Annotated in this window: 16 protein-coding genes; 14 read left to right on the top strand and 2 right to left on the bottom strand. The window is 62.9% G+C overall.

Annotated elements, in window-relative coordinates:
• The first annotated feature begins 18 nt into the window (after window positions 1–18).
• The 12 genes from ACVI1L_RS02680 (at window position 19) to ACVI1L_RS02625 (ending at window position 9,271) form a co-directional block, all read left to right on the top strand.
• A complete protein-coding gene (locus ACVI1L_RS02680; RefSeq protein ID WP_456782220.1) occupies window positions 19–993 on the top strand; it encodes a carbohydrate ABC transporter permease in 975 nt (324 codons plus the stop codon).
• Window positions 990–1,967, top strand: a complete 978-nt coding sequence (locus ACVI1L_RS02675) for a carbohydrate ABC transporter permease (RefSeq protein ID WP_016843403.1) — start codon at window positions 990–992, stop codon at window positions 1,965–1,967. The genes ACVI1L_RS02680 and ACVI1L_RS02675 overlap by 4 nt, the downstream gene beginning before the upstream one ends.
• Window positions 1,964–2,182, top strand: a complete 219-nt coding sequence (locus tag ACVI1L_RS02670; protein ID WP_456782219.1) for a hypothetical protein — start codon at window positions 1,964–1,966, stop codon at window positions 2,180–2,182. The genes ACVI1L_RS02675 and ACVI1L_RS02670 overlap by 4 nt, the downstream gene beginning before the upstream one ends.
• 4 nt (window positions 2,183–2,186) lie before the next feature.
• On the top strand, window positions 2,187–3,284 hold the full coding sequence (locus ACVI1L_RS02665) for an ABC transporter ATP-binding protein (protein WP_456782218.1): 1,098 nt from the start codon (window positions 2,187–2,189) through the stop codon (window positions 3,282–3,284).
• The gene (locus ACVI1L_RS02660; protein ID WP_229190523.1) at window positions 3,277–4,302 is read left to right on the top strand and encodes an ABC transporter ATP-binding protein; all 1,026 of its coding nucleotides are present in this window, start codon (window positions 3,277–3,279) and stop codon (window positions 4,300–4,302) included. Before ACVI1L_RS02665 ends, ACVI1L_RS02660 begins: the two co-directional genes overlap by 8 nt.
• A 21-nt stretch (window positions 4,303–4,323) precedes the next feature.
• The gene (gene dhaL / locus ACVI1L_RS02655; RefSeq protein ID WP_057021013.1) at window positions 4,324–4,947 is read left to right on the top strand and encodes a dihydroxyacetone kinase subunit DhaL; all 624 of its coding nucleotides are present in this window, start codon (window positions 4,324–4,326) and stop codon (window positions 4,945–4,947) included.
• The gene (gene dhaM, locus ACVI1L_RS02650) at window positions 4,944–5,336 is read left to right on the top strand and encodes a dihydroxyacetone kinase phosphoryl donor subunit DhaM (RefSeq protein WP_028163196.1); all 393 of its coding nucleotides are present in this window, start codon (window positions 4,944–4,946) and stop codon (window positions 5,334–5,336) included. The genes dhaL and dhaM overlap by 4 nt, the downstream gene beginning before the upstream one ends.
• A 31-nt stretch (window positions 5,337–5,367) precedes the next feature.
• On the top strand, window positions 5,368–5,670 hold the full coding sequence (locus tag ACVI1L_RS02645) for an HPr family phosphocarrier protein (RefSeq protein ID WP_253638988.1): 303 nt from the start codon (window positions 5,368–5,370) through the stop codon (window positions 5,668–5,670).
• A 1-nt stretch (window position 5,671) separates the two neighbouring features.
• Window positions 5,672–7,288 carry a phosphoenolpyruvate--protein phosphotransferase gene (gene ptsP / locus ACVI1L_RS02640; RefSeq protein ID WP_456785502.1) on the top strand — a complete coding sequence of 539 codons (1,617 nt, stop codon included), beginning with the start codon at window positions 5,672–5,674 and terminating at the stop codon, window positions 7,286–7,288.
• Entirely contained in the window at window positions 7,281–7,703 is a 423-nt protein-coding gene (locus ACVI1L_RS02635; protein ID WP_057021010.1) for a hypothetical protein, read from the top strand. The genes ptsP and ACVI1L_RS02635 overlap by 8 nt, the downstream gene beginning before the upstream one ends.
• Before the next feature lie 37 nt (window positions 7,704–7,740).
• Entirely contained in the window at window positions 7,741–8,724 is a 984-nt protein-coding gene (dhaK, locus tag ACVI1L_RS02630) for a dihydroxyacetone kinase subunit DhaK (RefSeq protein WP_057021009.1), read from the top strand.
• Between the two features lie 334 nt (window positions 8,725–9,058).
• Window positions 9,059–9,271 carry a hypothetical protein gene (locus tag ACVI1L_RS02625; RefSeq protein WP_156436580.1) on the top strand — a complete coding sequence of 71 codons (213 nt, stop codon included), beginning with the start codon at window positions 9,059–9,061 and terminating at the stop codon, window positions 9,269–9,271.
• Window positions 9,272–9,359: 88 nt separating this feature from the next.
• On the opposite strand, the gene ACVI1L_RS02620 is transcribed toward ACVI1L_RS02625, so the two are convergent.
• Together ACVI1L_RS02620 and ACVI1L_RS02615 are read right to left on the bottom strand one after the other, a co-directional pair.
• Window positions 9,360–9,530, bottom strand: coding sequence for a hypothetical protein (locus tag ACVI1L_RS02620; RefSeq protein ID WP_156436579.1), 171 nt, complete (start codon window positions 9,528–9,530; stop codon window positions 9,360–9,362).
• Between the two features lie 246 nt (window positions 9,531–9,776).
• The gene (locus ACVI1L_RS02615; RefSeq protein ID WP_057021008.1) at window positions 9,777–9,968 is read right to left on the bottom strand and encodes a hypothetical protein; all 192 of its coding nucleotides are present in this window, start codon (window positions 9,966–9,968) and stop codon (window positions 9,777–9,779) included.
• Between the two features lie 158 nt (window positions 9,969–10,126).
• On the opposite strand from ACVI1L_RS02615, the gene ACVI1L_RS02610 reads away from it, so the two are divergent.
• Complete coding sequence (locus ACVI1L_RS02610; protein WP_253638991.1) at window positions 10,127–10,924, top strand: helix-turn-helix transcriptional regulator; 798 nt, start codon at window positions 10,127–10,129, stop codon at window positions 10,922–10,924.
• Window positions 10,925–11,536: 612 nt separating this feature from the next.
• Entirely contained in the window at window positions 11,537–12,451 is a 915-nt protein-coding gene (locus ACVI1L_RS02605) for a LysR family transcriptional regulator (protein WP_456782217.1), read from the top strand.
• The last annotated feature ends 119 nt before the right edge of the window (window positions 12,452–12,570 follow it).

The following is a 12,570-nucleotide window of genomic DNA, read 5'->3' as shown; positions in this document are numbered from 1 at the left end:
GGGAAGACGAACCAGCCGATGGACAAGATGACGACGATCCTGCAACCCGACCATGCTACGATCCCGGGCGTGAGCGAGCCCGCCAAATCCCGCGCCGTGCGCCGCGGCCATGGTCTGTCCGACCGGACCATCTCGTGGCTGTTCGTCGCGCCGACGATTGCGCTGCTGCTCGCGATCAACATCTTTCCGCTGGTCTGGATGATCCGGCTGTCCTTCACCAGCCTCAACCTCAGCATGTCCTATCTGCCGCTGCGGTTTGTCGGGCTCGACAATTTCAGCGACATACTCAACGACGAGGACGTCTGGTTCCGGCTCCAGACCACGGCGCAATTCGTGATCTGCTCGGTCGCCTTGCAGGTCGTGGTCGGCTTTGGGCTCGCGCTTCTGATCAACCGTCAGTTCCGCGGCCACAGCTTCTGGACCACGATCATCCTGCTGCCGATGATGCTGTCGCCGGCGGTCGTCGGTAATTTCTGGACGCTGCTGCTGCAGCCGCAGATCGGCCCGTTCAACTATCTGATCAGCTTGTTCACCGGTGTGCCGCCGAGCTCTTTCAGCATGACAGGGCAAGTCGCGCTCGCGCCATGGACCATCGTGCTCGTCGACACCTGGATGTGGGCGCCGTACGTGATGCTGATCTGTCTCGCCGGGCTGCGCTCGATCCCGGATTACATCTACGAGGCGGCCGAAGTCGATCGTGCCTCGGCCTGGCGGCAGTTCTGGTCGATCACGCTGCCGATGACGGTGCCGTTCCTGATGCTGGCGGTGCTGTTTCGCGCGATCGAGAACTTCAAGATGTTCGACATGGTCAACCTGCTGACCTCGGGAGGGCCGGGGTCGACCACCGAGCTCGTATCGATCACGCTGAAGCGTGCGGCATTCGAGAAGTGGCGCACCGGCTATTCGTCCGCGCTCGCCATCATCCTGTTCGTGACCGTGTTCGGGGCCGCCAACATCTACGTCAAAGCGCTCAACAAGGTGAAGCAACGATGACCGCTGCCGTAGCCAAATCGGTCCTGGCCAGATCCAGCGCACACTCGATCGTCGAGGCCTCGCCGCGCACCAAGGCATTCGCTGGTGCTCTCGTCATCCTCTATGCGTTGATCACGATCCTGCCGCTAGTCTGGATCGTCGCCACCGCCTTCAAGTCGCAAAGCGATGCCATCGCCTATCCGCCCAAGGTGATCTTCGAGCCGACGCTCGAAGGTTATGTCAACCTGTTCACGGTGCGCACCCGCCAGACACCTGATTTCATCGCCAAGTTGCCGCCCCCGGAGACCTGGTATGACAAGCTGGTCCGCAAGCATGACATGGTCATTGCCGGACCGTCCAAAGTCGTCCCGCGCTTCGTCAACTCGCTCATCATAGGGTTCGGTTCGACCTTCCTCGCCGTCTTCCTCGGTACGCTCGCGGCCTACGCCTTCTCGCGCTTCCGCATTCCGCTGGCGGACGATCTCCTGTTCTTCATTCTGTCGACGCGGATGATGCCGCCGGTCGCGGTCGCGATCCCGATCTATCTGATGTACCGGCAGCTCAACCTGACCGACACCAGGCTCGGAATGATCCTGCTCTATACCGCCGTGAACGTCTCGCTCGCGGTCTGGCTGCTCAAGGGGTTCATCGACGAGATCCCACGCGAGTACGAGGAGGCGGCCCTCGTCGACGGCTACACGCGACTGCAGGCGCTGCGCAAGGTGGTGCTGCCGCAGGCCGTCACCGGAATTGCGGCGACCGCGATCTTCTGCCTGATCTTCTCCTGGAATGAATACGCCTTCGCGGTTCTGCTGACCAGCGGCGAGGCGCAGACCATGCCGCCCTTCATCCCTTTCATCATCGGTGAGGGCGGGCAGGACTGGCCGGCGGTTGCCGCCGCGACCACGCTGTTCGTCGTCCCGATCGTCATGTTCACCGTGCTGCTCCGCAAGCATCTGTTGCGCGGCATCACCTTCGGAGCGGTACGCAAATGAGCGGTTCTGCTGTTGTTAAGGAGGCCAAGGGAACCAATGGGACATTGCACCGCTTCTTCAGCCGCGGGCGCTGGGAGGCCGTTGCGATGACCCTGATCGGGGGCGGCATCTTCATGCTGGTGCAGCCCTTCTCGATCGATCTCTACAGCTATTCATTCGTGACGATTCTGGCCGGCACGGTAGGCTTCGTCGTCGTCAGCCACTTTCCGGAATAGGGCCATGGCTCAGATCCGCATCGAAAATCTTCGCAAGTCGTTCGATCAGTTCACCGCGGTGGAAGGGTCGACCTTCACCATCGACGACGGCACTTTCTTTGCGTTGCTCGGCCCTTCCGGCTGCGGCAAGACCACCACCTTACGCATGATTGCCGGCCTCGAGCTGCCGACCGAGGGCAAGATCCTGCTCGACGGGGAGGACGTCACGTTCCACCGCGCCGCCGCCCGCGATATTGCGTTCGTGTTCCAGCTGTTCGCGCTCTATCCGCATATGAATGTCGGGCAGAATATCGGCTTCCCGCTGAAGTGCCAGGGCATGGCGCGGCACGAGATTCGCGAGCGGGTGCAGGAGACCGCGCGGATGCTGCGGATCGGGCATCTGCTGTCGAGCAAGACATCAAAGCTCTCGGGCGGCGACCGCCAGCGTGTCGCGCTCGGGCGAGCCATGGTGCGGCGCCCGAAGGCCTTCCTGATGGACGAGCCGCTGGGCGCGCTCGACGCCGAGTTTCGTCATCTGATGTGCGGCGAGCTGCGCGATTTGCACGATCGCATCAAGGCGACCACGGTCTATGTCACCCACGACCAGCTCGAAGCGATGTCGATGGCCGACCAGATTGCGATCATGAACAAGGGGCGCGTGGAACAGATCGGCACGCCGCAGGAGGTCTACGACCGGCCCGCCAGCATGTTCGTCGCCGACTTCATCGGCTCGCCTCCGATGAACTTCCTGCGCTTCGAGGGCGGCCTGCGATCTGGTGACCGGGCGATCAATTTTCACGACACCAGGCTCGTGGTGCCCGAGATCCGCGAGGACCGCCCCAGCGCTGCGCTGGCCCTCGGGATTCGTCCAGAACATATTCGATTCACCGACGCCGGATCCGTTCGCGGCGAGGTGTTCGGCGCGGAATATCTCGGCACGACGCAGATCGTCACGATCGACACGGCCTATGGACGGGTCGCGGCGCGGCTGCCGTCGAGCGCCTCGGTGCAGATCGGAGAGACCGTCGGCCTCGAATTCAACTCCGGTCGGCTCTCATTGTTCGATGCCGGCAGCGGCCTTGCAATCAGGACCGCCGGCGAGGAGGGGGGGCGCCATGGTTGACGTCAGCTTACGCAACATCAGCAAGCGCTTCGGCGCGGTGGAGGCAGTGCGCGACCTCTCGCTGACCGTGAACGACGGTGAGTTCCTCGTCCTGCTCGGGCCGAGCGGTGCCGGCAAGACCACGACGCTGCGGCTGATCACCGGGCTCGAGAGCCCCGACGCCGGTTCGGTCATGATCGGCGGGCGCGATGTGACGCATGATCCGCCGGGTTCACGGGACATCGCATTCGTGTTCCAGCAATATTCGCTGTATCCGCATCTGTCGGTCTATGACAACCTCGCGTTCCCGCTGCGCTCTCCTGCGCGGCGCGTGCCGGAGCCACAGATCCGCAAGCGTGTCGAGCAGACCGCGGAGCTCCTGCACATCGCGAGCAAGCTGAATAATCGTGCCACCCGCCTGTCGGGAGGTGAGATGCAGCGGGTCGCGATCGGCCGTGCGCTGGTGCGCGATCCCTCGATCTATCTGATGGACGAGCCGCTGTCGTCGCTGGATGCAAAGCTCCGCGCCGAGCTTCGCCTCGAGCTGAAGCGGATCCAGCTCGAGCTCGGCGCGACCATCCTGTATGTGACCCACGATCAGGTCGAAGCCATGACGATGGCATCGAGGATCGGCGTGATCAAGGACGGCCGGCTGCTTCAGCTCGGCACGCCGAGGGAGATCTACGAAAATCCATCCAGCAGCTATGTCGCGTCGCGGCTCGGGACGCCGCAGATCAATTTCCTGCCCGCACGGCTGCTGTCCGATGTGGCGATACCGCCGGAAACGGAGACGGTCGGCATCCGCACCGAGCACCTTCAGATCGCCGCGCGCAACGGCGGGCAGATGGTCGGTCGGGTGCATCGCGTCGAGCATCTCGGCGAGCAGAATCACGTTCACCTCGACTATAAGGGCGAAACGCTGGTGACGCTGGCGGATCCGCACCAACCGCTGCGGGCCGGCCAGGAGGTTGAATTGCAACTGGTGCGTCCGCTGTGTTTCGACCGGGCGGGGCAACGCATCGGCGCGATGGTCCAATAGGGGAGCGAGAGGTTCAGATAGATGTCTGTGCAACCGGAGACATTCAAGTCGCTGCTCAAGGCGGCCGCCGAGCAGGTCATCGCCAGCGCGCCGGAGCTCACGAGCCTGGACCAGGCGATCGGCGACGGCGACCACGGGACCAACATGAAGCGCGGCTTCGAAGCCGTGCTCGGCAAGCTCGATGCCATCTCGGCGCAGCCGCTCAACGAGGCATTCAAGGCGATTGGCAAGACCCTTGTCATGACGGTCGGCGGCGCCTCCGGCCCGCTTTATGGCAGTTTCTTTCTCGCCGCGGGCGAGGCGCTGTCGCAAGACAAACACCTGCCCGACGATCTCGCCGACGTGTTCGGTAGCGGAGTGGACGCGGTGAGCGCGCGCGGCCGCTCGCAGGCCGGCGAGAAGACGATGCTCGATGTGCTCGTTCCGGTGCTGGAGACACTGAAAGCGGGCGCCGGCCAGCCCGATCTGATCGAGCGGGTGCGCATCACCGCGGCTGAAGCGGTTGAGCGCACAGTGCCGATGCAAGCCACCAAGGGCCGGGCGTCGTTCCTCGGTGCGCGCAGCGTCGGTCATGTCGATCCGGGGGCACGATCGAGCTGCGTTCTGCTGCACGCTGTGTGCGCTGGCCTGGAGGCGCGGCAATGACCGATACCGTAGGGATCGTGATCGTCTCGCATTCCCGGGATATCGCCAAGGGAACCGCGGACATGGTGCGGCAGATGGTCGGCAGCGAGGTCAAGGTCGCCTTCTGCGGCGGCAATCCCGATGGTGGTCTCGGCACCAGCGTGCCGCTGATCATCGACGCCATCAACGATGCCTGGTCGTCAAAAGGCGTTGCTGTGCTTGTCGACCTCGGCGGCGCCGAGACGAACAGCGAAATGGCGGTCGAAATGCTGGAGCCGGCGCGGCGTGATCTCGTTGTCGTCTGCAACGCCCCGATCGTCGAGGGCGCCGTCATGGCGGCGACCGAAGCTGCGGGCGGCAGCTCGCTGGCCCAGGTCAGGGCCGTGGCCGAGGAACTCTCTGCCGACTGAGCCGGCGGGGAAGCGATGATGGATGATGAGCATGCTTGATAAAGCGGACGAACAGATCTTCACCGGCAGTGTGCGGTTGGTGCATGCGGTTGGCATGCACGCGCGCCCCGCGGTCAAGCTGACCAAGCTCGCCAAGAAGTTCCAGGCTCAGATCTCGGTGCGGGTCGCGGGCGCGCCTGAATGGATCAATGCCAAGAGCGTGGCCAAGATCATGGCAATGCGCGCGGCACATGGCAGCACGATCGAGATCAAGGCCTCCGGTAGCGATGCCGAGCCCGCGGTCGCGGCGCTGGTCGATCTGATCGCAAGCGATTTCCCGGATGGAGCACCGTAGCATGCAGGGCGGCGCTGCAGGTCTGGCCTACCGCGGCAGGACCGCTTCGATCGGCTTTGCCCACGGCCCGTTTGTCCGTGTCGATGCGGGCGCGGCCGGCGAGCGTGCGGCCGGCACGTTGGTCGAGGAGGCGCTCGCCTTGCGCAAGGCGATCGATCTCGCAAGCGGGCAGATCGCCGATCTTGCCGCCAGCGCCGGCGGTGAAGCCGCGCAGATCCTCGAGTTCCAGGTCGCATTGCTGGAGGATGAGGACCTGATCGAGGCGATCTTCGCGTCGATCGGCGAGGGGCATCCGGCCGACGTCGCATGGCGTTCGACGCTCGACGAACAGATCGCGGAGTATAATTCGGCGGCGGATGAGTATCTGCAGGCCCGCTCGTCGGATCTTGCGGATTTGCGCGACCGCGTGGTCCACATTCTGCGTGGCGACCAGGGGCAGCCGCTGAAGATCCCGAACGGGGGCGTGGTCTGCGCCGACGATCTGCCGCCATCGCGATTCCTCGAGATCGACTGGTCCGGCGGCGGCGGCCTGGCGCTGTTGCGCGGCAGCCCGACCAGCCATGTCGCGATGCTGGCGCGCGCGCGCGGCATCCCGATGGTGGTGCAGCTCGGTTCAATTCCAGACATCGGCACCAGGGCGTTGCTCGACGGCGAAGGCGCGACGCTGGAGCTCGATCCCAATGCCGAACAGGTCCGTACTTTCGAGAAGCGGCGCGACAACCATCTCAAGAGCAGGGCATCCGCGCGAGCGATCCTGCGGCGGCCGACAGCCTCCTGGCGCGGCGAGCGGATCAAGCTCTTCATCAACATCCAGCGCGTCGAGGATCTCGAGCATGCCGACGCGCAATATGCCGACGGCATCGGCCTGATGCGGACTGAATTCCTGCTCGCCGGCCGGAGCGTGCCGGACGAGGAGACCCAATTCCAGGCCTATGACGCGATATTGCGCTGGGCTGGCCAGCGGCCCGTCACCATCCGCACGTTCGATGCGGGCGGCGACAAGCCGGTGCCCGGGTTCACGCTGGATGGCGAGGCCAATCCGTTTCTCGGCGTGCGCGGCTTGCGGCTTTGCCTGGCCCGGCCCGAGATCTTTGCGGTCCAGCTCCGCGCGCTGGCGCGGGCCGCGGTGCGCGGCAATCTCAAGGTCATGTTCCCGATGGTCACCTCGGCGGACGAGCTCGAGGCGGGACGGAAGCTGTTCGCCGATGCCGTGCAGCGCTTGCAGGCGGACGGCATTGCCGCAATGCTTCCCGATCTGGGAATCATGGTTGAAGTCCCGGCGGCGGCCCTTGCGGTATCTAGCTTCAAGGCCGCCTTCTTCTCGATCGGCTCGAACGATCTCGCGCAATATGTCCTGGCCTGCGATCGTTCCAACGGAGCTCTCGCCCCCTTGATGGACCCTCTGCATCCCGCAGTGCTCGAACTGATCGCGCGGACCGCGGAGCACGGCCGCCGCGCCGGCATCAGTGTCAGCCTCTGCGGCGACATGGCCGGTGATCAGCGCTGCCTGCCCGCTCTGCTGAATTGCGGACTGCGCGAATTGTCCGTGAACGCCTCGGCGCTGGCGCAGATCAAGCACACCATTGACCGGCTGAGCAGCGGAGGCAGCGTTGGCTGACACGGCGGCCGATGAAGCGCCCGAAGCGGGCGCGGTTGCGGTCTACAAGCGCATCTTCAAGGAAGTCCTTGAGAGCCGCCCGTCCGGCATGCGGCTTCGACTGGCCCATGCCATGGGCAAGAACCGCAGCTTCGTCAGCCAGATCAGCAATCCCGCATATCCGGTGCCGATCCCGGTGCAGCATCTCAACACGATCTTCGATGTCTGCCACTTCCCGCCACAGGCGAAGGCAGCCTTCCTTCGCGCCTATGCGCGCGCACATCCGCGCCGCGTCGGCCGGTTGAGCGAAGGCTCGCACGAGCGGACGCTGACGCTGCATCTGCCGGACCTCGGCAGCACCAAGCGCAACGCCGAGCTTGACACGCTGCTCCAGGAGTTCACGCGGCGACTGATTGACATCATGCGGGAAAAATAGGCGAGAAACGCCAAACGGACCAAGCGGGGAGGACACCATGAAGAAGTTCATCAATTCGGTCGACAACGTGCTCGGCGAAAGCCTCGACGGTTTCGCAGCCGCGCACGCCGATCTGGTTGTGCTGGGCGCCGAGCGCAAATTCGTCCGCCGCCGCGAGCTGAACTCGAAGAAAGTTGCGCTGGTCTCGGGCGGCGGCAGCGGGCACGAGCCGCTGCATGCGGGCTTCGTCGGTTACGGCATGCTGGATGCCGCCTGTCCCGGCCAGGTGTTCACTTCGCCGACGCCGGACCAGATCGTCGAGGCCGCACAGGTGGTCGCGGGCGATGCCGGCGTCCTGTTCATCGTCAAGAACTATGCCGGCGACCGCATGAACTTCGAGATGGCAGCCGAGATCGCCGAGGGTCGCATCGCCACCATCGTGACCGATGACGATGTCGCGGTCGAGAAGTCGACCTACAGCGCCGGGCGGCGCGGCGTCGCCGGCACCCTGATCGTCGAGAAGATCGTCGGCGCCGCGGCCGAGAAGGGCGCCGATCTCAAGACCTGCGTGGCGCTCGGCGAGCGCATCAACGCACAGACGCGCTCGATGGGCGTTGCGCTGACCAGCTGCACCGTCCCGGCTGCGGGCACGCCGACCTTTGCACTTGCCGAAGACGAGATGGAGATGGGGGTCGGCATTCACGGCGAGCCGGGCCGCCGCCGCGTCAAGCTTGCGGAGGCCGATGCGATCGCATCGGAGATGACGGCAGCGATCGCCGGCGATCTCGCGGCGCCCGCGGGCTCCGAGGCCCTGCTGCTCGTCAACGGCTTCGGCGGCACGCCGACGATCGAGCTCTACCTGATGTACAACGCGACGCGCCGGATGCTCAAGGAGCGGGGCCTGCGCATCGCCCGTTCGCTGGTCGGCAGCTATGTCACATCGCTGGACATGGCGGGTTGCTCGCTCACCGTAAGCCTGCTCGACAGCGAGACCACCGGGCTCTGGGATCATCCCGTGCGTACGGCCGCATTGAAATGGTGACTGCCGTGGTGGGCGGCCGCTGATTTTCAGATTGCGCCCCGATCGACGATGGGCCGGGGTCTCAGGCATGCACCGGAAGTCTGCCGGTTCACCCTCCCTGAAACTTGCCGTGTCCTTCGGGCGCGGCATCTTTTTTGCGTGGAGGAGACAAGGGCTTCGGCGATCGTGAGTGCCAAGCCATTGATTTATTGCTGGGCCCGGCAGGACTCGAACCTGCAACCATGAACGGGCATAGCGGTTCGGTTGTGAATTCGCTCTTGGATGCTTGCTCCACAATTCGCCTGACGCGGAGCATTTGGACTGTTCGGACGGCGTTAAGAGGCAGCAGAACCGAGTGAAGGATGAGGATTGGATACAAGCCGTCGAAGAACGCGTATGCGATGAACGCGACATTGCTCAAGATGGCCGTGATCCTGAGCTGGAGCATCGTCCTCATGCAAAACGTGGCGAAGACGAGAAGAGATGCGAGATAGCCGGCGGCTTCAACCCAGGATTTCGAGCCGCAAAGCAAAACGTCCGAGCAGCGCATTTCCGCGTCCTTCTATGAACTTGACCCTGAAGAGCGCGACGAGCCCTGCACATGTGGCTCAACGGGCTTGGATACCGAAGCAAGCGCAAAATCAGATGCTGATCGGCTAGAAGAATCCGGCACTAAGATCCAGCCCATAAGTCATCGACAGCAGCCACACCAAGAGGGCGGCTCCACAGAACAACGCGGTCTGCTTGAGGACGTTTGCCTGCAATGACGATGCGGGGAATACCCGGACAAAAGCGTTTGCAATCGCAGCAGTTGCAGCGGCGCGCATGATGATCTCCAGGAGTTGGCTAATGACTGGGCGTCAGCGAGCGTCGTGCTTCACGCACGAGCCCGCGATTCGGCTCTCGGCGACGGGGGCTTCTTCGATCTTCCAGAATGCCCAGACAAAGCAGGGCCCAAGGCAAACCGAAATCAGCATGAGCAAAGATGCCCGATCGTGAACGGTCTGGATCCACAATTTCCAATGCAAATGAAATCTCGGCTCCAGGCAAATGGTGCGCCAACAGCGCCTGGATCAGGGAATGTTGATCGCCGGCAGCGGGCCAGTGGGGCGGATCAACGCTTTAGCAGGTTGCTCCTGCCTGAAGGCCGCGAGTGCAATCAAAACGGCGCATAATACGGCGATGAAAAAGCCGAGACGCCACCGCCGCTCCGTCCGGTCGTCGTCGGGCGTGTCAAGCCGGCGCGCGCCCGTTGCTGTGCGCATCGTTAATCTCCGAATATCGTGACGGTGAGAAGGCCAGTCTTCCCAACACCCGCACTGAATATCTCGCCAGTTGATGCGTCTGGGAACTACCTAGAAAGGTGGTCCGGTGTCTCCTATGCTCGAAGGTCGGTGATCTGCGCACTCGTTTCGGGGGGGACATGTATCTATCCACGGATTCCACCAATCCGCAGAATCAAGATGTCTATGCACTCTGGGATCGGCTGGCCGAGTTTTCCGTCGGCGACGGCGACGCCGCACTGACACATCTGCTAGCCGCACTGCGTACCATGTTGTCGGCACGCAATGTGCTATGGGGTGTGGTCGTGCGATTGCCGTCGCCGAAGCGGGCCGATCCCTTGCTCGGTTGGCGTCCGCGCCTCGTCCGGGTGCTGGACCCGATACCGGCGGTGGCAGCATCCGTGCAGAAGCAGTTCGATACGCTCTGGTCCCGCGACGTCGACCTGTCTCAGATCCTTTCCATGTCGGGAGATGAGCCGTTCCGCGTCCGCCTGCTGTTCGAAGCGCTGCCGGCGGAATGGTTCGAGGGCGAGCACTATCGGCGGCACTATTTGGACGTCGGCTTCGCCGACAGCATTTCCGTGCGCATAGCGCTCAATGACGACGTGAGGATTCGCCTGTTCGTATTTCGCGATGCGGAGGCCCCTCGCTTCTCGGCACAGGACGGCCAGCGTCTGGGCTTCGTGATGCGCGGGTTGAGATGGTTTCACCGTCAGCAACTGCTCAGCCACGGCCTGCTCATCGCCAATGCACCCCTGACACCTGCTGAACGCAGGGTGTTGCTCGCACTGCTCGACGGGCACACGGAAAAGCAGATCGCGCAGAGGCTTGACCAAAGTCCGAACACCACGCATTTCCACGTCAAGTCGATCTACGCCAAGTTCGGCGTGCGTAATCGCTCGGCGCTCACCGCGCTGTGGCTCGGCAAGCTGCGATAACGAACTTACAGTTAATTTGCTGGTGGGCCCGGCAGGACTCGAACCTGCAACCAGACCGTTATGAGCGGCAGGACAAGGGATGCGGTCGTTGATTTTTCAGCATTTTTCGTGACGTTTGACCGCGTTTATCACTCTTGGAGGGATCGTTTCTGGTGCGAAACTGGTGCGGTCGGCCTAGCTTTCGCTCCCGACCGCTGAACGGCCTGGCTCGTAGGTTCGACTGCCACTCTCTCCCCCACGCTACGCTACAACTCTCCCCTGCATCCGATTGTTCGAATCTACCGTAAAAGCCACCGAAGAATTCCGCGATTTTGCGCTGACGCTTCGCGCAAGCTGTAGTTCTTCGCCGTGGGTTCGGAGGATGGTTTTCCGCCACCGCGCTGTCTTCAGTATCTCGCGTTCGCCATCTTAGAACGACGAGTAGCCGATAAAGGCAATTGCGACCAGTCTGCGATTTCAGCCCTAGTCACGCGCAACCGTAGCCCTGGGTGGGGCTCCGGAGGATGCGTTTCGCGATAGAAAACGCTGCAGAGAGGCCGCTTACCGAACAGGTTAGATTTGTATTGTGGATTATCTGGGGTACATTATCCATGACGTCAATGATGGTGTGTCATGAACCTGAGATCCGTCGACCTCAATCTTTTGGTCGCTCTAAACGCTCTCCTCACGGACCTTCACGTAACTCGCGCAGCTGAAAGGATTGGCCTTAGTCAGCCCGCGATGAGCAACGCGCTTTCGAGACTGCGCCACATCTTTAAAGACGAGCTTCTGGTGCGCACGGCCAATGGGATGCAGGCCACTCCGCGAGCAATCGAACTCGCGGAGCCTGTTAAGCGGCTCTTGCGGCAGTTGGAGCGTCTTCTCGACAGTGAGTCCACTTTCGATCCAGCCGTCACCACCCGGAGCTTTTCGGTAAGGTTGTCCGATCTGCTCAGCCGACTCCTCCTTCCGGCCGTCAGCAAAACCATAGAAGCGACGGCGCCCTTCGCGCAGCTCGATGTCGTGCATTACTCGCCGACACAGACGGTCGAGACTCTCGAAAAAGACGAAATCGATCTTGCGATTAGCATGGGCCTTGCGCATTCGAATTCGATCAAATCGGTCGTCCTGATGAGGGACCGAATGGTCTGCGTCATGCGCGAGGGCCATCCGGCGGCCCAACGATCCTTGACGATGGAGACCTTTCTTCAGTCGTCGCACCTCAAAGTCTCGATGTCGCCGACCGATCTTCGCTTCGTCGACGACGTACTCGCTCGCCAAGGTCTGACACGCCGGGTCGCGGTAAACGTCCCGCATTGGCTTCTAGTGCCGCATGTACTGCGTAACTCAAGCCTGCTTTCGGTCATGCCACGCCGTCTAGCGTTCGCGATGGTTGCGGAGGATCTGGCAATCCGAGACCTTCCGTTCGCTTCCGACCCATTCGAATGGTCAATGTATTGGCACCGCAGGCACGACGCCAGTCAGGACCTGAACTGGCTGCGTTCGATCTTCGTCGATGCCGCGCGGGGCCTTGCGGCCAGCGACTGACAGACGGCCTCTCCGCGAGCTATCGCCCCGATAATCAGGTGCGGTGACAGGATTATTGGTCTGCCAAATAATGGAATAGCGGATTCCGATTAGACGCCGCCGTCCCCATCGCCATCCTG

This window comes from Bradyrhizobium sp. USDA 4516 (assembly GCF_054055915.1).
Note: the sequence above shows the minus strand (reverse complement) of the source record. Positions and strands in the feature narration are given on the sequence as shown.